The 22,745-nt window shown below is 72.0% G+C and carries 23 protein-coding genes and 1 pseudogene; 4 read left to right on the forward strand and 20 right to left on the reverse strand.

The window, feature by feature from the left end:
• Positions 1–57: 57 nt before the first annotated feature.
• From ACZ67M_RS30235 to ACZ67M_RS30250, 4 genes are read right to left on the reverse strand one after another with little or no spacing between them, the layout of a single operon-like run.
• Entirely contained in the window at positions 58–1,788 is a 1,731-nt protein-coding gene (locus ACZ67M_RS30235; RefSeq protein ID WP_469853650.1) for a SpoIIE family protein phosphatase, read from the reverse strand.
• An 8-nt stretch (positions 1,789–1,796) separates the two neighbouring features.
• Complete coding sequence (locus tag ACZ67M_RS30240; RefSeq protein WP_469853651.1) at positions 1,797–4,034, reverse strand: xanthine dehydrogenase family protein molybdopterin-binding subunit; 2,238 nt, start codon at positions 4,032–4,034, stop codon at positions 1,797–1,799.
• Complete coding sequence (locus ACZ67M_RS30245) at positions 4,031–5,059, reverse strand: FAD binding domain-containing protein (protein WP_469853652.1); 1,029 nt, start codon at positions 5,057–5,059, stop codon at positions 4,031–4,033. The genes ACZ67M_RS30240 and ACZ67M_RS30245 overlap by 4 nt, the downstream gene beginning before the upstream one ends.
• Before the next feature lie 11 nt (positions 5,060–5,070).
• The gene (locus ACZ67M_RS30250) at positions 5,071–5,595 is read right to left on the reverse strand and encodes a (2Fe-2S)-binding protein (RefSeq protein WP_361357663.1); all 525 of its coding nucleotides are present in this window, start codon (positions 5,593–5,595) and stop codon (positions 5,071–5,073) included.
• Positions 5,596–5,669: 74 nt separating this feature from the next.
• On the opposite strand from ACZ67M_RS30250, the gene ACZ67M_RS30255 reads away from it, so the two are divergent.
• On the forward strand, positions 5,670–6,242 hold the full coding sequence (locus tag ACZ67M_RS30255; protein WP_469853653.1) for an antibiotic biosynthesis monooxygenase: 573 nt from the start codon (positions 5,670–5,672) through the stop codon (positions 6,240–6,242).
• A 164-nt stretch (positions 6,243–6,406) separates the two neighbouring features.
• On the opposite strand, the gene ACZ67M_RS30260 is transcribed toward ACZ67M_RS30255, so the two are convergent.
• The 4 genes from ACZ67M_RS30260 to ACZ67M_RS30275 form a co-directional block, all read right to left on the reverse strand.
• Positions 6,407–7,582 carry an NAD(P)/FAD-dependent oxidoreductase gene (locus ACZ67M_RS30260; RefSeq protein WP_469853654.1) on the reverse strand — a complete coding sequence of 392 codons (1,176 nt, stop codon included), beginning with the start codon at positions 7,580–7,582 and terminating at the stop codon, positions 6,407–6,409.
• Positions 7,579–7,821 carry a helix-turn-helix domain-containing protein gene (locus ACZ67M_RS30265; protein ID WP_125492722.1) on the reverse strand — a complete coding sequence of 81 codons (243 nt, stop codon included), beginning with the start codon at positions 7,819–7,821 and terminating at the stop codon, positions 7,579–7,581. Before ACZ67M_RS30265 ends, ACZ67M_RS30260 begins: the two co-directional genes overlap by 4 nt.
• Positions 7,821–8,312, reverse strand: a complete 492-nt coding sequence (locus ACZ67M_RS30270; RefSeq protein WP_361357651.1) for a DUF2975 domain-containing protein — start codon at positions 8,310–8,312, stop codon at positions 7,821–7,823. Before ACZ67M_RS30270 ends, ACZ67M_RS30265 begins: the two co-directional genes overlap by 1 nt.
• Positions 8,313–8,529: 217 nt before the next feature.
• Positions 8,530–8,655, reverse strand: coding sequence for a hypothetical protein (locus ACZ67M_RS30275; RefSeq protein WP_392017239.1), 126 nt, complete (start codon positions 8,653–8,655; stop codon positions 8,530–8,532).
• A 283-nt stretch (positions 8,656–8,938) separates the two neighbouring features.
• On the opposite strand from ACZ67M_RS30275, the gene ACZ67M_RS30280 reads away from it, so the two are divergent.
• The gene (locus ACZ67M_RS30280) at positions 8,939–9,094 is read left to right on the forward strand and encodes a DUF6131 family protein (RefSeq protein WP_122619779.1); all 156 of its coding nucleotides are present in this window, start codon (positions 8,939–8,941) and stop codon (positions 9,092–9,094) included.
• Between the two features lie 74 nt (positions 9,095–9,168).
• Here the strand turns inward: ACZ67M_RS30280 and lysA are convergent, their stop codons facing one another.
• From lysA to ACZ67M_RS30325, 9 genes are all read right to left on the reverse strand, one after another.
• Positions 9,169–10,503, reverse strand: coding sequence for a diaminopimelate decarboxylase (lysA, locus tag ACZ67M_RS30285; RefSeq protein ID WP_469853655.1), 1,335 nt, complete (start codon positions 10,501–10,503; stop codon positions 9,169–9,171).
• 15 nt (positions 10,504–10,518) lie between these two features.
• The gene (locus ACZ67M_RS30290) at positions 10,519–10,863 is read right to left on the reverse strand and encodes an SAV_915 family protein (RefSeq protein ID WP_392017234.1); all 345 of its coding nucleotides are present in this window, start codon (positions 10,861–10,863) and stop codon (positions 10,519–10,521) included.
• Between the two features lie 198 nt (positions 10,864–11,061).
• A complete protein-coding gene (locus ACZ67M_RS30295; protein ID WP_361357640.1) occupies positions 11,062–11,238 on the reverse strand; it encodes a hypothetical protein in 177 nt (58 codons plus the stop codon).
• A gap of 23 nt (positions 11,239–11,261) precedes the next feature.
• The gene (locus ACZ67M_RS30300; RefSeq protein ID WP_392238918.1) at positions 11,262–11,942 is read right to left on the reverse strand and encodes a response regulator; all 681 of its coding nucleotides are present in this window, start codon (positions 11,940–11,942) and stop codon (positions 11,262–11,264) included.
• Between the two features lie 106 nt (positions 11,943–12,048).
• Positions 12,049–12,720, reverse strand: coding sequence for a potassium-transporting ATPase subunit C (locus tag ACZ67M_RS30305; RefSeq protein ID WP_469853656.1), 672 nt, complete (start codon positions 12,718–12,720; stop codon positions 12,049–12,051).
• 5 nt (positions 12,721–12,725) lie between these two features.
• Complete coding sequence (kdpB, locus tag ACZ67M_RS30310; protein ID WP_392017576.1) at positions 12,726–14,825, reverse strand: potassium-transporting ATPase subunit KdpB; 2,100 nt, start codon at positions 14,823–14,825, stop codon at positions 12,726–12,728.
• Between the two features lie 62 nt (positions 14,826–14,887).
• The gene (gene kdpA / locus ACZ67M_RS30315; protein WP_392017226.1) at positions 14,888–16,552 is read right to left on the reverse strand and encodes a potassium-transporting ATPase subunit KdpA; all 1,665 of its coding nucleotides are present in this window, start codon (positions 16,550–16,552) and stop codon (positions 14,888–14,890) included.
• Positions 16,553–16,559: 7 nt separating this feature from the next.
• On the reverse strand, positions 16,560–16,649 hold the full coding sequence (gene kdpF / locus ACZ67M_RS30320) for a K(+)-transporting ATPase subunit F (protein WP_018536030.1): 90 nt from the start codon (positions 16,647–16,649) through the stop codon (positions 16,560–16,562).
• Between the two features lie 247 nt (positions 16,650–16,896).
• Positions 16,897–18,735: an APC family permease gene (locus ACZ67M_RS30325; RefSeq protein ID WP_469853657.1), complete on the reverse strand. Its 1,839-nt coding sequence runs from the start codon at positions 18,733–18,735 to the stop codon at positions 16,897–16,899.
• A 287-nt stretch (positions 18,736–19,022) separates the two neighbouring features.
• Between ACZ67M_RS30325 and ACZ67M_RS30330 the strand changes: the two genes are divergently transcribed.
• Positions 19,023–19,571 (forward strand): hypothetical protein, encoded by a 549-nt coding sequence (locus ACZ67M_RS30330; protein WP_469853658.1) that lies wholly within the window; start codon positions 19,023–19,025, stop codon positions 19,569–19,571.
• Between the two features lie 26 nt (positions 19,572–19,597).
• Here the strand turns inward: ACZ67M_RS30330 and ACZ67M_RS30335 are convergent.
• The 3 genes and pseudogenes from ACZ67M_RS30335 to ACZ67M_RS30345 form a co-directional block, all read right to left on the reverse strand.
• A pseudogene (locus ACZ67M_RS30335) lies at positions 19,598–20,065 on the reverse strand (hypothetical protein); the annotation flags it as partial.
• A gap of 169 nt (positions 20,066–20,234) precedes the next feature.
• Positions 20,235–21,023: an ABC transporter permease gene (locus ACZ67M_RS30340; protein ID WP_469853659.1), complete on the reverse strand. Its 789-nt coding sequence runs from the start codon at positions 21,021–21,023 to the stop codon at positions 20,235–20,237.
• Positions 21,020–22,012 carry an ATP-binding cassette domain-containing protein gene (locus tag ACZ67M_RS30345; protein ID WP_469853788.1) on the reverse strand — a complete coding sequence of 331 codons (993 nt, stop codon included), beginning with the start codon at positions 22,010–22,012 and terminating at the stop codon, positions 21,020–21,022. Before ACZ67M_RS30345 ends, ACZ67M_RS30340 begins: the two co-directional genes overlap by 4 nt.
• Before the next feature lie 324 nt (positions 22,013–22,336).
• Between ACZ67M_RS30345 and ACZ67M_RS30350 the strand changes: the two genes are divergently transcribed.
• A complete protein-coding gene (locus ACZ67M_RS30350; protein ID WP_125492730.1) occupies positions 22,337–22,744 on the forward strand; it encodes a YciI family protein in 408 nt (135 codons plus the stop codon).
• Position 22,745: the final 1 nt, after the last annotated feature.

The raw sequence follows: 22,745 nt of genomic DNA on the forward strand, positions 1-22,745 counted from the left end.
AAGGGCTACGGGGGCCCAGAAATGGATGTCGAGGCCCCCGGCATCGGTAGGAGCGCGTCACAGGCCGCGGGCCAGAAGGAGGGTGACGTCGTCGGCCGGGGTCGTGGTGGGCAACGTGTTGATCACGGCCGTGCAGAGGTCGTCCAGGGACGGGGCGGGGTGGGTGAGAGCCCGGCCCACTCGTCGCATGCCGACGTCGATGTCCTGGTGGCGGTCCTCGACGAGGCCGTCGCTGAACAGGGCGAGCAGGCTGCCCGGGGGCAGGTCCAGTTCCGTGGACGGGAACTCCAGCATCCCGAGGCCGAGCGGAGTGCCGTGCGGCAGGTCCGGGAACGAGGCGCCGCTGTCCGGGTGGACGACGGCGGGCGGGGGATGGCCGGCCAGCGCCAGCGTGCATCCGCGGACGGCGGGATCGTAGACGACGTAGACGCAGGTCGCGCCCATCGACGGGATCTCCGCGTCGTCGGCTGCCTCCTCGTCCTCGGTCAGCCGGATGAACGTGTGGTCCAGCCTCGTCAGCAGCTCCCCCGGAGGCAGGTCGAGGTCCGCGAGGGTGCGGATGGCCGTACGCAGTCTGCCCATGGTCGCCGCCGCCGTGACGCCGTGTCCCACCACGTCGCCCACGACGAGTGCCAGGCGTCCCCCGGACAGCCCGATGACGTCGAACCAGTCGCCGCCGACGCTGTCCTCGGCTTCCGCCGGAAGGTAGCGGGCGGCCACCTCCATGGCGGTGCCGCCGTGCACCCGTCGCGGCAGCAGGCTTCGCTGGAGGGTGAGGGCCGTGTTCCGTTCACGGGTGTAGCGGCGGGCGTTGTCCAGGCTCAGTGCGGCGCGGGCCACCAGTTCCTCGGCCAGGAGCTGGTCGTTCTCGTCGAACGGCGTCGGGTTCGTCGTCCGTACGAAGACCGCCACGCCCAGCAGGATGCCCCGGGCGTGGATCGGGAGGATCAGCAGCGAGTGCATGCCGTACTCGCGGATCTTCGAGGCCCGCGCGGGGTCATTGGCCAGCCAGGTGTCGTGCGAGGTACCGAGCACGGGTTCCAGCAGGGGGCGGCCCGTGTACAGCACCTGGGTGAACGGTGAGGTCTCCGGGACGTACACGACCTCGCCGTTCGACCACAGCGACTCCGGGGCGCCGGTGTGGACCGAGGCCAGGCCGGCCCGCCGGAATTTGGGGACGCGTCCGCGGGAGGTGCCCAGCCGGTCCAGCGGCTCCTCGCCGAGCCGTACCGCCTCCGTGAGGTCGACGGTCACGTAGTCGGCGATCAACGGCACCGTGTAGTCGGCCAGTTCCTGTGCCGTGCGGGCGACGTCCAGCGTGGTGCCGACGCGTGTGCCGGCCTCGCTCACCACCGCCAGGCGGTCCCCGGCCCAGCGCCGGTCGGTGACGACCAGCATCAGCATGCACACACCGAGCGGGCGGCCAGCGGCGGTGTGCAGCCGTACGAAGGAGGCGGAGAAGGCACGGTCCCGTCGCTTCCCCACGGCCGGCGGAACGCGGTACTCGCGGCCCGTCACGCAGTGGCCGTCGACCAGCACCCGGCGTACGAGGGACTCCAGCTGAACGGTGTCGCCGGTCAGGGAGTCCCGGGGTGTGCGGCCCAGGCGCTGCTCCCGGGGAATGCCGTCATAGCGTTCGAGAGCGTCGTTGACCCATACGCACCGCAGGTCGGTGTCCCAGACCACGAGACCGACGACCGAGTCGGTCAGCAGGGCCCGCAGTGCCGGGGTGACGTCGTTCCCCAGATCCAGGTCGTCCGGTGCACGGGCGGAGTCCGCTGCGTCCATGGGCGTCCTCAGATGAGTTCCTCGATCGTGATCGGCAGCTTGCGTATCCGTCTTCCCGTGGCGTGGTGCACCGCGTTGGCGATGGCGGCGGAGACGCCGACCTGTCCGATCTCGCCGACGCCCTTGACGCCCAGGGGGTTGACGACGTCGTCCTCGACCTCGATCAGCTCGACGTCGACGTCGGGCGCGTCCGCGTTGACGGCGACGAGGTACTCCCCGAGGCTCGTGTTGGCCCAGCGCCCGGTGTCCGGGTCCATGTGGTTGGCCTCCAGCAGGGCCTGGCCGAGGCCCCACAGCATGCCGCCCATCAGCTGGCTGCGCGCCGTCTTGGCGTTGAGGATCCGGCCGGGCGCGAACGCCCCGGTCATCCGCCGCACCCGCACGACGCCCAGGTCCGCGTCCACGGCGACCTCGGCGAACTGGGCACCGAACGTCATCGTCCCGTAGGGGATGTCGTGTGCGGGTGGGTTCCACTGCCCCACGGCCTCGGCGTCCGGCCGCAGGGTCCGCCGCAGCATGTCGGCGTACGACTCGGAGGCGTTCTCGCTGCTCATGACGCCGTCTCGCACGACCACACGGACCGGGTCCGCGCCGTACAGCGGCGAGCCGGGATCCGCTACCGCGCTGTCGACGAGCTGCCGGCGCAGGGCGGTGGCGGCGCTGTGCACGGCCGCGCTGATCATGCCGGCGCCGGCCGAGCCGACCGCGGCCGCGATGCTGGGCAGGTCGGTGTCACCGTTCTCGAAACGGCAACGGTCCACGCCGATCCCCAGGCCGTCGGCCGCGACCTGCGTCATGACCGTGGCGACGCCGGTGCCGAACTCGGGGGTGGCCGCCTGGACGATCGCGGTTCCGTCGGCGTACAGACGAGCGCGGGCGCGCTGGGGATTGGCGAGTGGAGCGACCGGGTAGCTCGCGGTGGCCATGCCGGTGCCGATCAGCCAGTCGCCCTCCCTTCGGGTGCCCGGGCGGGGATCACGGCCGGCCCAGCCGAAGCGGTCCGCCCCGCGCTCGTAGCACTCCCTCAGGCCGCTGCTGGACCAGGGATGCCCCGTCATGGCGTCGACCTCGGTGTGGTTGCGCAGTCTCAGCTCGATCGGGTCCAGGCCCAGCTCGTGCGCGAGTTCGTCCATCGAGCACTCCAGGGCGTGCATGCCGCTGGCCTCACCCGGCGCGCGCATGAAGGTGGGCGTCATGGTGTTGGCACGGAACAGCCGGTAGGCGCCCTCGTAGTGGGGGCACGCGTAGATCTGCGAGGACGTGCCGACGGACGGTTCCGCCCAGTCGTCGAAGTGGGAGGTCGGGGAGAGCTTGTGGTGCCGTACGGCGGTCAGGTGGCCCTCGCGGGTCGCGCCGAGCGTCATCCGCTGCTCCTGTTCCTCGCGGTGACCGACCGAGGTGAACATCTGCTCGCGGGTGAGGAAGAGCTTGACGGGCCTGCCGACCGCACGTGCCGCCATCGCGGCGAGGGTCGGATGGGCGTGGATCATCGCCTTCGATCCGAAGCTGCCGCCCGCGAAGTGCCCGATGACCCGGATCCGCGACATGGGGACGCCGAGCAGGCGGGAGACCGTCATCTGGGTGGCGTTGACGCCCTGAGTGGAGTCGTACAGCAGCAGTTCGTCGCCGTCCCACTGGGCCGTGGTGCAGGACGCCTCCAGCGGATTGTGGTTGTTGGCCGCGTAGGTGTACGTGGCGTCCACCGTGACGTCGGCTTCCCGCAGGCCGGCGTCGACGTCCCCGCGTTCCATGCGGCCCGGTATCCAGCCGCCGAAGATGCGCTCGGGTTCGTAGGCCGACTCGCGGCCCTGGTCGAGGGTGGTGACGGGCGGGGTCTCCTCGTAGGAGACGCGCACCAGCCGCGCCGCGTGCTGGGCCCTCTCCCAGGTGTCGGCGACGACCAGCGCGATCTGCTGGCCCGCGTAGTGCACGGTGTCGTTCTGCATGGGGAAGAAGGTCTGCCCGGGCGCGGCCGTGCCGCCGAGCGAGGGGACGAGAGGGGGCTGCTCGGCGATCCTCGGCAGCGTCTCGTGGGTGAGGACGGCCAGGACGCCCTCCTCGGCCCGTGCGGCACTCGTGTCGATCCCGGTGACCCGCCCGGCGGCCACGCGGGAGCCGACGACGCACGCGTACGCCATGTCCGGGAGGGGGATCTCGGCGGAGTACCGCGCGCGTCCGCCGACCTTGGCGAGGCCGTCGACGCGGTCGAGGGGCTGTCCTGTCGCGGCGGGGACGGTCGCGGTCATGACGGGCTCCCGGTCTCGGGGCGGGGCGCCGCCCCGGTCGCTCCTCCGTCGCCGAGCGTGCGCAGGGCGCGGACGATCGCGCGCTGGGCGAGTTCCACCTTGAAGGCGTTCATGGGGGTGGGCCGGGCGTCGGCCATCTCCACGCGGGCGGCCATGGCGTAGGAGTCGGGGTCGTTGGCCGCACCGACGAGGAAGTCCTCCGCCCGTCGGGCCCGCCAGGGTTTGGTGGCGACACCGCCGAGGGCCATGCGCACGTCCGCGATCGTGCCGTCCACGATGGACAGTGCGGCCGCCACCGAGACGAGGGCGAACTCGTACGACGCGCGGTCCCGGATCTTGAGGTAGAGCGACTGGCGCGCCACCGGTGTGGCGGGGACGTCGATTCCGGTGAGCAACTCGCCGTGCTCCATGGGGTGTTCCAGGTGCGGTGAGTCACCGGGGAGGAGGAAGAAGTCGTCGACGGCGTAGGCCCGCTCCCCCTTCGGCCCCACGGTGTGCACCCGGGCGTCCAGGGCCACCAGGGCCACGGCCAGGTCCGAGGGGTGGGTCGCGATGCAGTGGTCGCTGGTGCCGAGTACGGCGTGACCGCGGCTGAAGCCCTCGACGGCCGAGCAGCCGGTGCCGGGGTCCCGCTTGTTGCACGGGGATTCGGCGTCGCGGAAGTACGAACAGCGCACTCGTTGCAGCAGGTTGCCGCCCATGGAGGCCATGTTGCGCAGCTGCGGGGAGGCGCCGGACTCCAGTGCCTGGGCCATCATCGGGAAGCGGTCGCGTACGACGGGGGCGGCGGCGACGTCGCTCATCCTGGCCAGGGCGCCGATGCGGAGGCCGCCGTCGGGGGTGCCTTCGATGCCGGTCAGCGGCAGGTCGTTGATGTCGACGAGGCGGCGGGGATGGAGCACTTCCTGCCGGAGCAGGTCGACCTCGGTGGTGCCTCCGGCGAGGAAGTCGCTGGTGGGGTCCGTGGTGACGGCCTCGACGGCGTTCGCCGCGTCGGTCGCGCGGAGGTAGGTGATGGGCCGCACGAGGAGGCTCCCTAGGTCTGGTCCCGGACGGCGCGGATCGCGGCCCGGATGTTCGGGTAGGCGGCGCAGCGGCAGATGTTGCCGCTCATCCACTCCTTGATCTCGGCGTCGTCCGTCGTGTGCCCTTCCTCCAGCAGCGCCACCGCGGACATGATCTGGCCCGGGGTGCAGTAACCGCACTGGAAGGCGTCCTGCTCGACGAAGGCCCGCTGCACGGGATGGGGCTCCTCCTCCGGAGCGAGCCCCTCGATCGTGGTGATCTCGCGGCCTTCGCAGGCCACCGCCAGGGTGAGGCAGGCGAGCACGCGCCGTCCCTCGACCCACACGGTGCAGGCTCCGCAGGTGCCCTGGTCGCAGCCTTTCTTGGCGCCGGTCAGGTCCAGATGCTCCCGCAGCGCGTCCAGGAGGCTGACGCGTGGTTCGACGTCGAGGTCGTGCGCCGTGCCGTTGATCGACAGGGTGACGCGGACCGGGTGAGGTCCTCGTTCCGCCGCGGTGGTGTCCTGGTGGCTGAGAGCGGGGCCGGGAGCGGACATCGCGCACCTCCAAAAGACAACACCTGTCGATTGTCTTACGGGCTCTTTTGGGACGCAAAAGTTACATTCGCGGCATGAGTCAGCCTTCGCCTGAATCCACCGAGCCGGTGACCGTGGTGTACACCTGGGAGGTGACGCCCGGCAGGGAGACGGAGTTCGAACAGTGGGCCCACGGGCTGGAGCGCGCGGCCGCGGCGTTCCCGGGCCATCGCGGAGTGACCTGGCTCCGGCCCGAGAGCGGCGATCACCGGTACCACGCCGTGGTCCGCTTCGCCGACACGCGCAGCGTGGAGCGATGGATGACGTCGCCCGAGCGGGCGGCCTGGCAGGAGCGGGTCGGGAACGCCGGTCACCCGGCCCACCCGAGGCTGACGACCACGGGCCTGGAGACGTGGTTCAACGTCCCCGGCGGCTCGGCCCCGCCCCCGGCGCGCTGGAAGATGTCCCTGGTGACGATCGTCGCCGTCTACCCCTTCGCGCTGCTCTACGACGGACTCGTCGCCGAGTACTTCCGCACGTGGCCCCTGGCGTGGCGCACGCTGGTCTTCCCCGTCGTGCTGGCACCACTGCTCACCTACGCCGTCATGCCGCTGCTGAGCCGCCTGTTGCGGCGGTGGCTGTACCGGGACGGACGGGAGCGTCTGTAGCGCGGGGGCCGGCGACCGGCTCGTCTCCGTTGGTGGGGATCGACCTCGGCCAGATCTGACCTGCATGCCGCTCAGCGTGGAAGATCACCATCAGCGGGCCGGAGGAGTTGGTGTCGAGAAGGTCCGAGACCGCGCCGGGCGTGCCGCTGGTATCGCAGCCCCCTTCACCGTGAAGGCCGACCTCCGCCGACGCTGACCTCGGCCCCCGCCGGCGTGGGAAACGACCGGTCGCCGAAGAGGACCCTGCCGGCCGCCGCTCTGCCGAAGCGGCTGCGGAGGAGAGGGAAGGCCGCCTCCGCCATCGCCGGGGTGCGGAGTTGGGACAGTGCCCTGCGGAGCATCAGGCGGCCGCGGAAGTCGGTGCGCAGGGCCGCTCCGTCGTAGGTGCGCAGCGCGCCCCGGTCGCCCGTGCGCAGCGCCGTGTCCAGGACCGTGGCCGCGTGCTCCGACAGACGCAGGCACGGGTCCAGGCCGCCCGCCGTGAGCGGGGAGACCGCGCCGGCCGCGTCGCCGACGAGGAGGCCGTCGGGGCAGCTGATCCGGCGGAGGACGCCGCCGACGGGTATCGGGCCGCCGCGTCGTTCCACCGCGTCGGGGCGGGTTACGCCCCTGAGGCCGGGGGCCGTGGCGCTGAAGCGTTCCATGGTGCGGCGCAGGCCGTGGGGGAAGCGGTCGGCGTAGCCCGCGACGCCGACGTGGGCGTGCCGGCCGTCGTTGACCACCCAGGCGAGGTAGCCCGGGGCGCGGGACGGGTCGAGTACGCAGTGGAACGTCGGTGGCTCGTCGCCGGTTTCGGACAGGGCGAAGACCTCCTCCGCGCCGACCAGGAGGTGCTGGTTGCGGTCGAGGTCCAGGTCGTGGGCGACGCGTGAGCGGGCGCCGTCGGCTCCCACGACGAAGCGGGCCCGGAGCGTCGTGGGGCCCTCGCGTCCGGCGAGGTGGAAGGTGGTGCCGGTGCGGCCGACGTAGCGGGTGCCCAGCGCCACGCGTACGCCGGACGCCGCCGCGGCCTCGGCCGCCCGCGTGTAGAGCGGGCCCATGTCTCCCACTCGGTACTCGTCACGCCCGCTGACCAGGTCGACCGGGCGGCGCAGGTTCGGCGGGTAGAGCAGGACGCGCCGGATCGGTGGGCCGAGGCAGTCGGGCGGGAGCGGGAAGTCGTCGAGCGTCTTGCGGACGAAGATGCCGGTGGTGCGGATCGCGGAGGCGGGACTGGCACGGCGTTCGGCCAGGACCACGTCGTGTCCCCGCCGGGCGAGGAGCGTGGCCGTGTGCAGGCCGGCCAGGCCCGCGCCGACCACCAGGACGTCGGCCTCGGCCGTGGCTCCGAGGCCGTTCATCGGGGCTGGTCCGGGACGGTCGCGTCCACCCGGTCGTCGGCCTCCCAGCGGAGCAGGTCCCCCGGCTGGCAGTCGAGCGCCGCGCAGAGCGCGTCGAGTGTGGAGAGGCGCACCGCCTTGGCGCGGCCGTTCTTGAGGACCGCCAGGTTGGCGGGGGTGATGCCCACGCGCTCGGCCAGCTCGCCGACGGCCATCTTGCGGCGGGCCAGCATCACGTCGATGTCGACGACGATGGCCATCAGATCACCCCGCTGAGCTCGGCCTGCATCTGCGACGCCTCGGCGTCGCGGGCGACCGCCTGGGCGAGCAGCACCCGCATCACCAGGACGACGAGCGCGACCCCGAAGGCCGCGAGGGCGACGCCGCAGAGAAGGAGCACGACGCCCGGCGCCACCGCCTCGCCCGGCGCGAGTACGACGCCGAGCGCGCAGACGAGCACCCCGGCGGCGACGAACGCGCCCATCACGACGTGCACGTACCGGAAGGCGGCGTGGGAGAACACCGTGCCCCTGCGCACCATGGTCACCAGACGCCAGGTGCACAGCAGGACGGCCTCCACCGTCAGGACGCCCAGGACCACGATGACGACGATCGGCACCCGCCGGTCCGCCAGGTCACCGCCGTCCAGGTCGGACGCCAGCAGGGCCGCCATCACCGTCTGGACGAACACCGACCCGGCGAGCAGCGCCGCGAGTACGGCGCGCAGCGCGAGCACGGTCAGCTTTCCCATCACCACTCCTTCAATCGAAACGCGATGTGAATCTATCGTGTTTCGATAGATGACGGCAACTGGTGGCCTGTCGGCGCCGCCCTACCGCTCACCGACGGGCCGGCGACGACCACGCCCGGCGTGAGCGACCGCCGTACGGCTCCCCGCGCGACGGCGGAAGAGGGTGAACGGTCCGAACTCCTCCGGGTGGGCCGGCCCGGGGCCGTCGCCTCCCGCCTCACCCTCGTGCGGGGCCTCGCGCCTCGGACATGCGGCGCTCACCGACCGCCTCGGCCAGCCCGAGCACGCGCTCCGTCTCGTCGTCGACCGGACGGGCCGCCACCACGTCCACCTGAATTCCCATGGCCGGGAGGCCAGTTGTCCCCACTGACAGGGGACCGGGCCCGCACCCCTCGCGGCGGGGACGGCACACGTCGGTCTCCTTTCCGGCCCGGCCGCAATCCCGGGGCATGTGCCAGGGATGGCAGGGCAGACGGAGGGTGCAACGCTACGCAGCCTCACCGGGCGGGCACGGTGCCCCGGCACCGTACTCGGTTCGGCATCGGGGCTGACGAAACAAGCGACGCTACGGACCTTCCGTCAGGAGGCCCGGGCGCCTCGTGGAGACGCGACAGATCGGATTCGCAATGATTCTCATTGGGCTCATTCTGCTCATCATCGGCCTGCTCGTCGGCGTCGGACTGCTGACCACGGTCGGCGGAATCCTCATCGTGGTCGGTGCGGTCCTGTGGATTCTCGGGGCGACCGGGCGGGCCGTGGGTGGCCGAAAGCATTATTTCTAGGCTTGGCACACGCCCCGACGGGGGCCGGGGTCCCGCCCCGGCCCCCGTCGGCGTACCGCGTCGCGGACCGCGCGTCACAGGCCCACGTCACGGCCCCTGATGTCCTCCAACGACTCGCGTCGGACCAGGAGCCGGGCGTGGCCGTCGCGTACCGCGGCGACCGGCGGGCGGCCGACGAGGTTGTAGGCCGACGCCATGGAGAGGTGGTACGCGCCGGCCACGGGTACGGCGAGCAGGTCGCCGGGGCGTATGTCGCCGGGGAGTTCCACGTCGGCGGCGAGCACGTCGCCCGCCTCGCAGTGGCGGCCCACCACGGTCACCCTGGCCGGGGGCGCCGTGCTGTGGCGGCCGGCCAGCACAGGGGCGTAGCGGACCCCGTACAGGGCCGGGCGGGGGTTGTCGCTCATGCCGCCGTCCACCGCCACGAAGACCTTGGCACCGGTGTGCTTGACGGCCAGGACGCGGTAGAGGGCGATGCCCGCGGGGCCCGCGACGGCCCGGCCCGGTTCGATGATCAGGCGGGGGACGGTGAGGCCGGCCGTGGCGCACGCGTCGGACAGTTCGGCGCGGACCCGGCGGGCCAGGGTCGTCAGGTCCAGGGCCTGCTCGCCGGGGCGGTAGGCGATGCCGTGGCCGCCGCCGAGGTCGAGTTCGGGAAGGACCAGGCCGTGCTGCTCGTGCAGCCGCATCATCAGGCCGACCATGCGGCGTACGGCGACCAGGTACGGCTTGACGCTGGTGATCTGTGAACCCAGGTGGCAGTGCAGGCCGGTGAGCCGCAGCTGCGGCTGGTCGAGTATGCGGGCGATGGCGTGCTGCGCGTAGCCGTCGGAGATCGACAGGCCGAACTTCTGGTCGTCCGTGCCGGTCCGGATCTTCTCGTGGCCGCCCGCGCCGATGCCGGGGATCACGCGGACCATCACCTTCTGGTGGCCGTCGGGGCCCACGGCGGCGGCCAGGCGCGCGATCTCCGACGGCGAGTCGATGACGATGCGGCCAACGCCCAGGCGCAGGGCGGCGTCGAGGTCCCGCGGGGACTTGGCGTTGCCGTGCAGGACGATGCGCTCGGGCGGGAAGCCGGTGGTGACGGCGAGTTCCAGTTCGCCGGCGGAGCAGACGTCCAGGCCGAGGCCCTCCTCGTCCATCCAGTGGGCCATGGCCCGGCACAGGAACGCCTTGGCGGCGTAGTGGATCTCGGCGTCGGGGAAGGCGTGCCGGTAGGTGCGGCAGCGTTCGCGGACCTCCGCCTCGTCGAGGACGTAGACCGGAGTGCCGAAGCGGTCGGCGAGCCGTGTGAGGGGGACGCCGCCCACGGAGAGGTCGCCGTGCGCGGGGTCGGTGGTGGACGCGGGCCAGACCGAGAGGTCGGCGCGGGCGGCGCGGGCCGCGGGTACGTGGACGGTGGTCATGCTGGGCAACCCCTCTCAGCCGGCCCGCAGTACGGGGACGGGCTGCCGTACGGCCGAGGCGCCGGCCGGCGCGGCTGCCGGGGCGGCGAACCGCGGGTCGAGCGTGACGGTGGTGACGCCGAGCGGCGCGATCAGCGCGCGCAGCGCGGGCTCGGCGAGGCGGATCCACGCCTGGCCGGGGCCGAGGGTGGCGACGAGCGTGCGCTCGGAGGTGAAGGCGACGGCCGTGCGGTGGCCCAGCGGCGTGCGGAAGAGCCGGGTCGCGCATCCGGAGGGGCCCGGCCGGACCGGGACGTACAGGGGTCCGGCCGGGAAGGGTTCGGAGGGCTCGGGGTCCTCGCCGTACAGGAGTTGTGCCATGGGGTCCTCCCGGAGTCCGCGCCGTGCGCGGGGTGGAATGGGGTGGGAGCCGAGTGGTCCGGGCCCCGGACGCGGGGAGGCGGGCCGGGGCTCGTCATCGACGCTATGCCCGGTGGCCCCGCGTCCGGGGCGGTCCCTGACGGGACGCTGACGGCGACCCGGGCGATGTTGACGGAACGCTGACGGCGGCGGGCTCCGTCAGGGCCGGTAGACCAACTCGACCAGCAGCGCCGCGATCAGCGTCCACGCGCCGATCCCGAGCAGCCACAACGCGTCGGTGAGGAGGCCGGCGGCGAACGCGGCCGCAGCGGCGGCCAGGAGGGCGTGGAAGAGGCGCTTCATGCCGCGGTCGCCGCCGGGGGACGGGAACCTCATGGACGGGAACCTCATGGAACCGCTCACCCCTCGAAGCGGTAGCCCATCCCGGCCTCGGTGACGAGGTAGCGGGGGTGGGACGGGTCGGTTTCGAGTTTGCGGCGCAGTTGGGCCATGTAGACCCGCAGGTAGTTGGTCTTCCCGCCGTGGGCCTCGCCCCAGACCTCGCGCAGCAGGTGCTTCTGGCTGACGAGACGGCCGGGGTGGGTGACCAGGATCTCCAGCAGGTGCCATTCCGTCGGGGTGAGGCGGATGTCGCGGTCGGAGCGGCGGACCTTCTTCGCGGTCAGGTCGACGGTGAAGTCGTCCGTGGTGACCAGCGTCGTCCCGGCGACGGGGTCCGTCTCGGTGCGGCGGACGGCGGCGCGCAGGCGGGCGAGGAGTTCGTCCATGCTGAACGGCTTGGTGATGTAGTCGTCGGCGCCCGCGTCGAGCGCGGCCACCTTCTCGCGGGATGCCCGGCGGGCCGAGAGCACCAGGATCGGCACCCGGCTCCAGCCGCGCAGCGTCCTGATGATGTCGACGCCGTCCATGTCCGGCAGGCCGAGGTCGAGGACGACGACGTCGGGCCGGCGGGCCTGGGCCAGGCGCAGGGCCGTGGTGCCGTCGGGTGCCGTGTCGACGCCGTAGCGGCGGGCCCGCAGGTTCAGGACGAGTGCGCGGACGAGCTGGGGGTCGTCCTCCACGACCAGCACCCGGGTCATCGCTGTGCGCCTTTCCCGTCGAACCGACACGCCCTGGGTGCGGTCGGAGCCGGCGGCCGGGAACGGGTTCCGGGCGGCCGGCTCCGACGGCGTACGCGTAAGGCCATCAGCGGTCGGCCGCCGCGAGGTCCTTGAGCGCGATGTTGAGTTCGAGCACGTTCACCCGGGGTTCGCCCATGAAGCCGAGGGTGCGGCCCTCGGTGTGCTCGTCGACCAGCTTCTGGACGCGGTCGGCGGGCAGGCCGTTCTTCTCGGCGACGCGGTGGACCTGGAGGTCGGCGTACTTCGGGGAGATGGCCGGGTCGAGGCCGGAGCCGGAGGAGGTGACGGCGTCCGCGGGCACGTCCGCGGGGTTGACCGGGTGGCCAGGCGCGGAGTTGTCCTTGACGACGGCGGCCTTGGCGTCCTTGACCCACTGGATCAGCTCGGCGTTGTCGGCGGAGCGGTTGGTGGCCCCGGACAGGATGAGCTGGTACTGGGTGTTGACGCTGTTGGTGCCGAGGCCGTTCTGCGGGCGGCCCTGGAACCACTTGAGGTCGGGCTCCGGGGTCTCCTGGCCCTCCTTCAGCGGCAGGTTGTAGGCCTGGCCGATCAGGGACGAGCCGACGACCTTGCCGTGCGACTCGATCTCGGAGCCGTTCGCCTTGCCGGCGAAGAGCCCCTGGGCGATGCCGGTGATGACCAGCGGGTAGACGATGCCGGTGACCACGGTCAGCACGAGCAGGGCGCGCAGGCCCGCGCCGAGCAGCCGGGCGGTGTTGGTGACGGAGGTGTTCATGGCGGTCAGCCGATCCCGGGGATGAGGGAGATGAGCAGGTCGATGGCCTTGATGCCGATGAAGGGGGCGATCAGCCCGCCGAGGCCGTAGACGGCGAGGTTACGGCGGAGCAGCCGGTCGGCGCTGACCGGCCGGTAGCGCACGCCCTTGAGGGCGAGCGGCACCAGGGCCACGATGACCAGCGCGTTGAAGATCACCGCGGACAGGATCGCGGAGTCCGGCGAGGACAGCTGCATGATGTTGAGCTTGTCGAGGCCGGGATAGACGGCCGCGAACAGCGCCGGGATGATCGCGAAGTACTTGGCGACGTCGTTGGCGATGGAGAACGTCGTCAGGGCGCCACGGGTGATGAGGAGTTGCTTGCCGATCTCGACGATCTCGATGAGCTTGGTCGGGTTGGAGTCGAGGTCGACCATGTTGCCGGCCTCCTTGGCGGCCGACGTGCCCGTGTTCATCGCGACGCCGACGTCGGCCTGCGCGAGCGCGGGCGCGTCGTTGGTGCCGTCGCCGGTCATCGCGACCAGCTTTCCGCCGGCCTGCTCCCGCTTGATCAGGGCCATCTTGTCCTCGGGCGTGGCCTCCGCGAGGAAGTCGTCGACGCCCGCCTCTTCGGCGATCGCCTTGGCGGTCAGCGGGTTGTCGCCGGTGATCATGACGGTCTTGATGCCCATGCGCCGCAGTTCCTCGAACCGCTCCCGCATGCCCTGCTTGACCACGTCCTTGAGGTGGATCACCCCGAGGACGCGGGCGCCGTCACCGTCCTCCACGGCGACCAGCAGCGGAGTGCCGCCCGCCGCGGAGATGCGGTCGGCGGCCTCGCCGGCGCCCTCGGCGACCGTGCCGCCGCGTTCGCGGACCCAGGCGGTGACCGAACCGGCCGCGCCCTTGCGGACCTTGCGGCCGCCGACGTCCACACCGGACATCCGCGTCTGGGCGGTGAACTCGATCCACTCGGCGCCCACCAGTTCGCCCCGGTCGCGTTCGCGCAGCCCGTACTTCTCCTTGGCGAGTACGACGACGGAGCGGCCCTCGGGGGTCTCGTCGGCCAGCGAGGAGAGCTGGGCGGCGTCCGCCAGCCGGGCCTCGGTGGCGTCGCCGACCGGGACGAACTCGGCGGCCTGCCGGTTGCCGAGCGTGATGGTGCCGGTCTTGTCCAGCAGCAGGGTGGAGACGTCGCCGGCGGCCTCCACGGCACGGCCCGACATGGCCAGGACGTTGCGCTGCACGAGGCGGTCCATGCCCGCGATGCCGATCGCGGAGAGCAGGGCGCCGATGGTGGTCGGGATGAGGCAGACCAGGAGGGCCACCAGCACGACCATCGTCAGGTCGGTGCCCGCGTAGTTGGCGAGCGGCGGCAGGGTGGCGCAGGCCAGCAGGAAGACGATGGTCAGCGAGGCCAGCAGGATGTTCAGCGCGATCTCGTTCGGCGTCTTCTGCCGGGCCGCGCCCTCCACCAGGTTGATCATCCGGTCGATGAAGGTCTCGCCCGGCTTCGTCGTGATCCTGACGACGATCCGGTCGGAGAGCACCTTGGTGCCGCCGGTCACCGCGGACCGGTCACCGCCGGACTCCCGGATGACGGGGGCCGACTCTCCGGTGATCGCCGACTCGTCGACGGAGGCGACGCCCTCGGCGACGTCGCCGTCACCGGGGATGACGTCGCCGGCCTCGCAGACCACGAGGTCGCCGATCTTCAGCTCGGTGCCGGGCACCTGCTCCTCGCGCCCGTCCACCAGGCGGCGGGCGACGGTGTCGGTCTTGGCCTTGCGCAGGGTGTCGGCCTGCGCCTTGCCGCGGCCCTCGGCGACGGCCTCCGCGAGATTGGCGAAGAGCACGGTGAGCCACAGCCAGGCGCTGATGGTCCAGCCGAACCAGTCGCCGGGGTCGGCGAAGGAGAACGCCGTGGTCAGGACGGAGCCCACCAGGACGACGAACATGACCGGCGACTTCACCATGACGCGCGGGTCCAGTTTGCGGAACGCGTCGGGCAGGGACCTGACCAGCTGCCCGGGGTCGAACAGGCCCGCGCCCACGCGGCCTTCCTGCGGCTTGTGCCCGGTGGGCGCGTCGCTGTGCGGCGCCCTGGTCGGGGTGGGTGTGGACATGGCGTCCTCGTGCTTCTGGGTGTCGGGCTTCTGGGTGGAGCCGGTCGTCTGCGCGTCGGTGTTCATGCCGCCAGCCCCTCGGCGAGCGGCCCCAGTGCGAGCGCCGGGAAGTAGGTCAGACCGGTGATGATCAGGATGGCGCCGACGAGCAGGCCGACGAAGAGCGGCTTCTCGGTGCGCAGGGTGCCCGCGGAGGCGGGTACGGGCTTCTGCTGGGCGAGGGAGCCCGCGAGCGCCAGGACGAACACCATCGGCAGGAAGCGGCCGAGCAGCATGGCGAGCCCCAGGGTGCTGTTGAACCACTGGGTGTCCGCGTTCAGGCCGGCGAAGGCGGAGCCGTTGTTGTTCGAGGCCGACGTGTAGGCGTAGAGGATCTCGGAGAACCCGTGCGCCCCGCTGTTGGTCATGGAGTTGCCCGGGGTGGGCAGGGCCATGGCGGCGGCGGTGAAGACCAGCACCAGGGCGGGCGTGATGAGGATGTAGCAGGCGGCGAACTTGATCTCGCGGCTGCCGATCTTCTTGCCCAGGTACTCCGGGGTGCGGCCGACCATCAGGCCGGCGATGAACACCGCGATGATCGCCATGATCAGCATGCCGTACAGGCCGGAGCCGGTGCCGCCGGGCGCGATCTCGCCCAGCATCATGCCGAGCATGGTGATGCCGCCGCCCAGTCCGGTGAACGAGGAGTGGAAGGAGTCCACCGCGCCCGTGGAGGTGAGGGTGGTCGCCACCGCGAAGATCGACGAGCCGCCCACGCCGAAGCGCAGCTCCTTGCCCTCCATCGACGCGCCCGCGATGTCCAGCGCCGGTCCGTGGTGGGCGAACTCGGTCCACATCATCAGGGCGGTGAAGCCGACCCAGATGGCGGCCATCGTGCCGAGGATCGCGTAGCCCTGGCGGACCGAGCCGACCATCAGCCCGAAGGTCCGGGTCAGCGAGAACGGGATGAGCAGGATCAGGAAGATCTCGAAGAGGTTCGAGAAGGGCGTCGGGTTCTCGAAGGGGTGGGCGGAGTTGGCGTTGAAGTAGCCGCCGCCGTTGGTGCCCAGCTCCTTGATGGCCTCCTGGGAGGCGACCGCGCCGCCGTTCCACTGCTGCGGGTCGCCGAGGAACTGGCCGACCGCGTGGATGCCGGAGAAGTTCTGGATCGCCCCGCAGGCGACCAGGACCACCGCGGCGAGCGCGGCGATCGGCACCAGGACGCGGACGACACCGCGCACCAGGTCCGCCCAGAAGTTGCCCAGCTCACCGGTGCGGGACCGGGCGAAGCCGCGCACCAGGGCGACGGCGACGGCCATGCCGACGGCGGCGGAGACGAAGTTCTGCACGGCGAGGCCGCCGGTCTGCACGACGTGGCCCATGGCCTGTTCGCCGTAGTACGACTGCCAGTTCGTGTTGGCCACGAAGGAGGCGGCGGTGTTGAAGGCCTGGTCCGGGTCGATCGACGCGAAGCCGAGGGAGCCGGGGAGGACGCCCTGGAGCCGCTGGAGCAGGTAGAGGAAGAGGACGCCGGCGAGGGAGAAGGCGAGGACGCCGCGCAGGTACGCGGGCCAGCGCATCTCCCGGTCGGGGTCGGCACCGATGCCCTTGTAGATCCACTTCTCGACGCGCCAGTGCTTGTCGGAGGAGTAGACCCGGGCCATGTGGTTGCCGAGGGGTATGTAGGCGAGCGCCAGCGCGGCGATGAGCGCGAGCAGCTGGAGGACGCCGGCGAGGACGGGGCTCATGTGGTGCTCAGAACCTCTCCGGGTAGATCAGGGCGAGGACGAGGTAACCCAGGAGGGCGACGGCCACGATCAGGCCGACGATGTTCTCTGCGGTCACAGCTTCGTCACCCCCTTGGCGACGAGAGCCACGAGCGCGAACACCGCGATCGTGGTGACGACGAAGGCCACGTCGGCCATCGCAACTCCTCAGAGGTTCGGGCAGGGAACTGACAAGTCGAGGAAAGCTCCTCATTGGCCGGATTCGGCCGCCGTTGATGGCTTCCATACGGCCAGGTGAACGGCTTTGACGCTTCCCTGATGGTGTGCGGGCCCGGACGGTTTCCGGCACCGCCGTGCGGGTGGCTTCAGGCCGGGCGGAACCGCAGCCGGCAGATGACCGCGTCGGTGTCGCGCCGCACGGCGTGCGCGACGACCGCGCCCCGCTGGTTCTGGAGCAGGCGCTGCCACAGCCGCTCCGGCTCGACCTCGGGGATGAGCACGGTGACCCGGGTGCCCGGCTCGGTCGCGGCCCGGACGTAGGCGGCGATGGGGCGTCCCAGGGAGCGGTGGGCGGAGGGCAGGGAGATCAGCTCGACGCCGGGATTCCACTCGGCCCAGGCGCGCTCCAGGGCGTGGGCCTGCGCGCGGTCCTCGGCGTCCGGGTAGCAGACGGTCACCGCGCGCACCTCGTCGCCGAGGGAGGCGGCGGCGCCCAGCGCCTCGCCGGTCAGCCGGGACAGTCCCGACACGGGGACGATGACGACGGAGCGGTCGCGGTGCGGCGGGTCGGGGAGCCGTCCGACGCCCAGCCGCTCGCCGATCCGGGCGTACGCGCGCCGGACGGCCTCGAAGGCGAGGACCAGCAGCGGCAGGGCGATCACGATCAGCCAGGCGCCGTCGTGGAACTTGGTCACCGTGACGACGACGGCCGACACGCCGGTGAGCAGGGCGCCGAGGCCGTTGAGGACGGTCCTCCCCCGCCATCCGGTGCCGCGCTCCAGGTACCAGTGCCTGACCATGCCGGCCTGGGCGACGGTGAAGCCGACGAAGACACCGATGGCGAAGAGCGGCACGAGGGTGTTGGTGTCGCCGCCGGAGAACACGAGCAGCGCGGCGGAGACCAGGGCCAGCGCGAGGACGCCGTGGCGATGGACCTGCCGGTCGGCCTTCAGGGCGAAGACGTGCGGCAGGTAGTGGTCCCGGGCGAGCAGCTTCAGCAGCACCGGCAGCCCGCCGAAGGACGTGTTCGCGGAGAGCGCCAGCAGGATCATCGTCGCGAACTGGATGACGTAGAAGGCGGCGTTGTGGCCGAGGGAGGCGTCGGCGAGCTGGGCGAGGACGGTGACGCCCTCGACCGGCTGGAGGTGGAACCGGGAGATGAGCACCGACAGGCCGATGAGCATCACGCCGAGCACCGCGCCGAGGGCCACCTCGGCGTGCTGCGCGCGCCTGGCCCGGGGGGAGCGGAACGAGGGCACGGCGTTGGCGATGGCCTCGACGCCGGTCAGCGCGCTGCATCCGGACGCGAACGCCTTGAGGAGCAGTAGGGCGCCGACCGTGGTGGCGTTGTCGGCGAGCACGGAGGCGTGCCCGTCCGCCGCCGCGGTGCTCACCGGCGCCGACCTGAACAGGCCGACGGCGATCAGCGTGAGGATCGAGGCGACGAAGACGACGGTGGGCACGATGAAGACGCGCGCCGACTCCACGATGCCGCGCAGGTTCACGGCCGTGATCACGACGAGCACCGCCAGGCACAGCCACAGCCGCTCGCCGTAGAGGGCCGGGAACGCCGAGGTGAGCGCGGCGACACCGGCCGTCACGGCGACCGCCACGTTGAGCACGTAGTCCAGCACCAGCGAGCCGGCGGCCACCAGGCTGGCACGGCGCCCCAGATGGGCCTTGGCCACGGCGTACGAGCCGCCGCCGTCCGGGAAGGCGGCGATCACCTGCCGGTAGGAGGCGACCAGCACGGCGAGCAGGGCGGCGATGGCCAGGGTGACGGGGAGGGTGAAGCCCAGTCCGTGGGCGCCGGCGGCGGCCAGGACGAGCACGATCGCCTCCGGGCCGTACGCCACCGACGCCATGGCGTCCAGCGACAGGGCGGCCAGCCCGGTGACGGCGGTCAGCCGGTGCCGTTCACCGGCGTCGGGCGGTTCCTCCGGGGCGGACTTCTTCGCGCCCGGTTCGATGGTGGGAACGGACATGGCCGGCACTCCTTCGCGGATCGGGACCCGCGCAGGCGGGTGAGCGATGCGCGGGTGGCCAGGTTCTGTCCCTCTCCGGCCACCGAAGCCGTTTCCTTGCGCGTTCTTCGCGCCCAACGGGCCCGCTTTGACGCTGTCCTGACGCCGCGGTGGTCTGCGTCACCGGATCGCCCGCGCGGTCCCCGCCGCCGTGCGGCGCTGTCCCGCGTCAGGGGAGAGCAGGGGTTGCGTCAGGGAGGCGTCAGGAGCTGCCCGTCGTCGCGGCGCCGGTGCCTACCGTCAGCGGCATGGGACGCCGCGACGACGCGCGGGGGGCGGCAGGCCGGCGGCCGCCCGCCGGGACGGCACACGACGGACGCTGGGCCGGGGAGCTGCGCGGCGCGGTCCGCTGCGCCGTGGCCCTGCTGGTCGCGCTCGAACTGCTCGACCTGGCCGCGGGCATCGCCACCCCGGCCCGCTCCGCGCTGTGGGCCGCGCTCGCCCTCCTGCTGTTCGCGGTGCTCCGCCCGTGCCGGGTGAGCGCGGGCCCGGGCTGGCTGGCCTCCCGCGGGCTGCTGCGCGAGCACCGGGTGCGCACCGACTTCCTGGTGTCCGTGTGCTGCGTGGACGGTGTCTCGCAGCGCCTGGTCCTGCGGGACGTCCTCGGCGGGCGGGTGGAACTGGACCCCGCGACGCTCGTCGCCAACCCGCAGCTGTGGTACCGGCCGGCCGAGGACGCCCGGCGCTCGGTGGCCTCGGGGTCGCTGACCCGGGGCGGGAGGGCACTGCACCGGCTCACGGAGCGCGTCGACCGCGCGACGGCCCGGGCGGTGTTCGAGGTGTCGGGGCTGGAGTGAGTCCGCCCTGCCTGCTCGGCCGGGCCGGCCGCCGCGGAGTGCGTACGGCCGCGCGCGAAGACCACGAGGCGCAGTACGGCGAAGCGCGCGACGCCGGCGAGTGCGGAGGCGGACAGGTAGACGATCTGCTCCAGGACCGCGCCGGGCGCCGCCGCCAGCTGGTGCAGGGCGAGCATCGCCGCGCAGGTCGCCGCGTACGCGGCCGCCGCCGAGCCGGCGGACTGCGTGTGCTGGCGCCAGGTCGCGCGGCCGCCGGCACCGAAGGTGAAGCGGGCGTGCAGCTCGGTGGCGAGGAGCGTCGAGACCACGGTGATCACGGCGTTGGCCAGGGCCCAGGGGAGCCAGGCGGCGAGGGCCGCCACGGCGGCACTGGAGGCCAGTCCCACCCCGCCGCCGCACAGGACGAAGCGGGCGAAGGCGGCGAGGGTACCGGGCGCCTCCCGCGGCCGGACGGGCGCGCTGTCAGCGGTCACCGTCACCGTTTCCGTTTCCATGGCCCGACCCCCCTGTAGATTCCGTGCACCTTGTTGGCATCACTATGGCACACGTATGGCGTCATTGCGAGTCCTTTATGGCGTCAGCCGTGCACCAGAAAGGCGGCGCACCCCGACACGGTGTCGGGGTGCGCCGCCCTGGGACGGTGGAGCGAAGGCCGCTCCGGCACTACCTCGGGTCGCGGTCGAAGACCGACTTCGACCAGAAGTAGCCGAGCACGGTGAGCGCCACGCACCAGCCGAGGGCCAGCCAGCCGTTGTGGCCGATCTCGGTGCCCAGCAGCAGGCCGCGCAGGGTCTCGATGGCCGGGGTGAAGGGCTGGTACTCGGCGATCGGCTGGAACCAGCCCGGCATCGCGTCGATCGGCACGAAGGTGCTGGAGATGAGCGGCAGGAAGATCAGCGGCAGCGCGTTGTTGCTGGCGGTCTCGGCGTTGGGGCTGATCAGGCCCATGCCGACGGCGATCCAGGTGAGGGCGGCGGAGAAGGCCGCGACCAGTCCGAATGCGGCGAGCCACTCCAGGGCCGTGGCATCGGTGGAGCGGAAGCCGATCGCGAGGGCGACGAGGCCGACGAAGACGACGCTGAGGATGGACTGGAGCACGCTGCCGACGACGTGCCCGACGAGGACCGAGCCGCGGTGGATGGCCATGGTGCGGAAGCGGGCGATGATGCCATCGGTCATGTCGTTGGAGACGGAGACGGCCGTACCGACCGTGGTGCTGCCGATGGTCATGAGGATCAGCCCGGGGACGAGGAAGGCGACGTAGGCGTCGCGGTCCGCGCCGCCGCCCATGCCCGCGCTCATCGTGTCGCCGAAGATGTAGACGAAGAGCAGGAGCAGCATGACCGGGGTGAGCAGCAGGTTCAGAGTGAGGGAGGGGTAGCGGCGGGCGTGCAGCAGGTTCCGCCGGAGCATGGTGGTCGAGTCGCGCAGGGTGAGGGAGAGGGTGCTCATCGGACGGTCTCCTTGGACTGGTCGGCCTGGGTGGGGACGGCGGTGGAGCCGGTGAGGGCGAAGAAGACGTCGTCGAGGTCGGGGGTGTGGACGGTCAGTTCGTCGGCCTCGATGCCGGCGGTGTCGAGCCGGTCGAGGACGGTGCGCAGTTCGCGCTGGCTGCCGTCGTTGGGGATCTGGAGGGTGAGGGCCTCGTCGTCGCGGGCGGCGTCGGCGAGGGCGGTGGTGGCGGCGCGGTAGGCGGTGGGGTCGGTGAAGCGGAGGCGGACGTGGCCGCCGGGGATGAGGCGTTTGAGTTCGTCGGCGCTGCCCTCGGCGGCGATGCGGCCGTTGTTGAGGACGGCGATGCGGTCGGCGAGTTCGTCGGCCTCCTCCAGGTACTGGGTGGTGAGGAAGACGGTGGTGCCGCCGGTGACGAGTTCCCGGATGATCTTCCACATGTTGTGGCGGGAGCGCGGGTCGAGGCCGGTGGTGGGCTCGTCGAGGAAGATGATCCGCGGGCTGCCCACCAGGGTCATGGCGATGTCCAGGCGGCGCTTCATGCCGCCGGAGTAGGTGGAGGCGGGCGTCTTCGCGGCCTCCACCAGGTCGAAGCGCTCCAGCAGTTCGGCGGCGACCCGCCGCCCCTCGGCCTTGGACAGGTGGTTCAGGTCGGCCATGAGGAGCATGTTCTCCTCGCCGGTGATCAGCCCGTCCACCGCGGAGAACTGACCGGTCACGCCGATCGCGGCACGCACGGCCTGCGGGTCGGTGCCGAGGTCGTGACCGCCGACCTGGGCCTGGCCGCCGTCGGCGGTGATCAGAGTGGAAAGGATCTTGACGGCGGTGGTCTTTCCCGCCCCGTTCGGCCCGAGCAGCGCGAACACCGACCCGGCCGGGATGCGCAGGTCGACGCCGTCCAGGACGACCTTGTCACCGAAGGACTTGCGCAGGCCGACGGCGGAGATCGCGGCGGGCGCGGGGCCGGCACCCTGGCCGGATGTGGGCATGACAGTCGAAGGCACGGGGCCCTCCCGTTCGAAGGCTGGAGTGGCTGGGGACGAGAAGCGCGGCGGGTTCCGACGTACCGCTGAAGTCGATGACGTCATCATGGCACCACTATGGCGCCACAAGCAAGAGAGAATGTGGCGCCGCCTGGCACCACGCGACACCAGGCGGCGCCACCGGTGCGAAGCCGCAGGTCGGAGCGCCGGCCGGAGCCGCGAAAAATTCTCGGAGGAATTCCGTACGGCGATGTCGAGAACACGGGTCCCGCTCCGTCCCCGGGGTGAACGCGGCCACAATGGACCGCACCAGCACCGAGGAGACGCACCATGGCCAAGTACCTGCTGCTCAAGCACTACCGAGGCGCCCCGGCTGCCGTGAACGACGTGCCGATGGACCAGTGGACGCCCGAGGAGATCTCGGCGCACGTGCAGTACATGCGGGACTTCGCGGACCGCCTGGAGAAGACCGGCGAGTTCGTCGACGGTCAGGCGCTCGCCCCCGAGGGCACCTTCGTCCGGTACGACGGTGAGGGGCGCCCTCCGGTGACAGACGGCCCGTTCGCCGAGACCAAGGACCTCATCGCCGGCTGGATGATCATCGACGTCGACACCTACGAGCGCGCGGTCGAGCTGGCCGGTGAGCTGTCGGCCGCCCCCGGCGCGGGCGGGAAGCCGATCCACGAGTGGCTGGAGCTGCGCCCGTTCCTGGTCGAGCCGCCCACCGTCACGGAGTGAC

This window comes from Streptomyces sp. NPDC107500 (assembly GCF_055582785.1).

Coding starts and splice junctions, on each gene's coding strand:
- ACZ67M_RS30255 (WP_469853653.1), top strand. CDS start 5,670: ATGAGTCAGCCTTCGCCTGAATCCACCGAGCCGGTGACCGTGGTGTAC.
- ACZ67M_RS30260 (WP_469853654.1), bottom strand. CDS start 7,582: ATGAACGGCCTCGGAGCCACGGCCGAGGCCGACGTCCTGGTGGTCGGC.
- ACZ67M_RS30330 (WP_469853658.1), top strand. CDS start 19,023: ATGGGACGCCGCGACGACGCGCGGGGGGCGGCAGGCCGGCGGCCGCCC.
- ACZ67M_RS30350 (WP_125492730.1), top strand. CDS start 22,337: ATGGCCAAGTACCTGCTGCTCAAGCACTACCGAGGCGCCCCGGCTGCC.
- ACZ67M_RS30340 (WP_469853659.1), bottom strand. CDS start 21,023: ATGAGCACCCTCTCCCTCACCCTGCGCGACTCGACCACCATGCTCCGG.
- ACZ67M_RS30250 (WP_361357663.1), bottom strand. CDS start 5,595: ATGTCCGCTCCCGGCCCCGCTCTCAGCCACCAGGACACCACCGCGGCG.
- ACZ67M_RS30305 (WP_469853656.1), bottom strand. CDS start 12,720: ATGAACACCTCCGTCACCAACACCGCCCGGCTGCTCGGCGCGGGCCTG.
- ACZ67M_RS30270 (WP_361357651.1), bottom strand. CDS start 8,312: ATGGGAAAGCTGACCGTGCTCGCGCTGCGCGCCGTACTCGCGGCGCTG.
- ACZ67M_RS30300 (WP_392238918.1), bottom strand. CDS start 11,942: ATGACCCGGGTGCTGGTCGTGGAGGACGACCCCCAGCTCGTCCGCGCA.
- ACZ67M_RS30295 (WP_361357640.1), bottom strand. CDS start 11,238: ATGAGGTTCCCGTCCCCCGGCGGCGACCGCGGCATGAAGCGCCTCTTC.
- kdpA (WP_392017226.1), bottom strand. CDS start 16,552: ATGAGCCCCGTCCTCGCCGGCGTCCTCCAGCTGCTCGCGCTCATCGCC.
- ACZ67M_RS30290 (WP_392017234.1), bottom strand. CDS start 10,863: ATGGCACAACTCCTGTACGGCGAGGACCCCGAGCCCTCCGAACCCTTC.
- ACZ67M_RS30345 (WP_469853788.1), bottom strand. CDS start 22,012: ATGCCCACATCCGGCCAGGGTGCCGGCCCCGCGCCCGCCGCGATCTCC.
- ACZ67M_RS30265 (WP_125492722.1), bottom strand. CDS start 7,821: ATGGCCATCGTCGTCGACATCGACGTGATGCTGGCCCGCCGCAAGATG.
- ACZ67M_RS30280 (WP_122619779.1), top strand. CDS start 8,939: ATGATTCTCATTGGGCTCATTCTGCTCATCATCGGCCTGCTCGTCGGC.
- ACZ67M_RS30325 (WP_469853657.1), bottom strand. CDS start 18,735: ATGTCCGTTCCCACCATCGAACCGGGCGCGAAGAAGTCCGCCCCGGAG.
- ACZ67M_RS30235 (WP_469853650.1), bottom strand. CDS start 1,788: ATGGACGCAGCGGACTCCGCCCGTGCACCGGACGACCTGGATCTGGGG.
- ACZ67M_RS30275 (WP_392017239.1), bottom strand. CDS start 8,655: ATGGGAATTCAGGTGGACGTGGTGGCGGCCCGTCCGGTCGACGACGAG.
- lysA (WP_469853655.1), bottom strand. CDS start 10,503: ATGACCACCGTCCACGTACCCGCGGCCCGCGCCGCCCGCGCCGACCTC.
- kdpB (WP_392017576.1), bottom strand. CDS start 14,825: ATGTCCACACCCACCCCGACCAGGGCGCCGCACAGCGACGCGCCCACC.
- ACZ67M_RS30240 (WP_469853651.1), bottom strand. CDS start 4,034: ATGACCGCGACCGTCCCCGCCGCGACAGGACAGCCCCTCGACCGCGTC.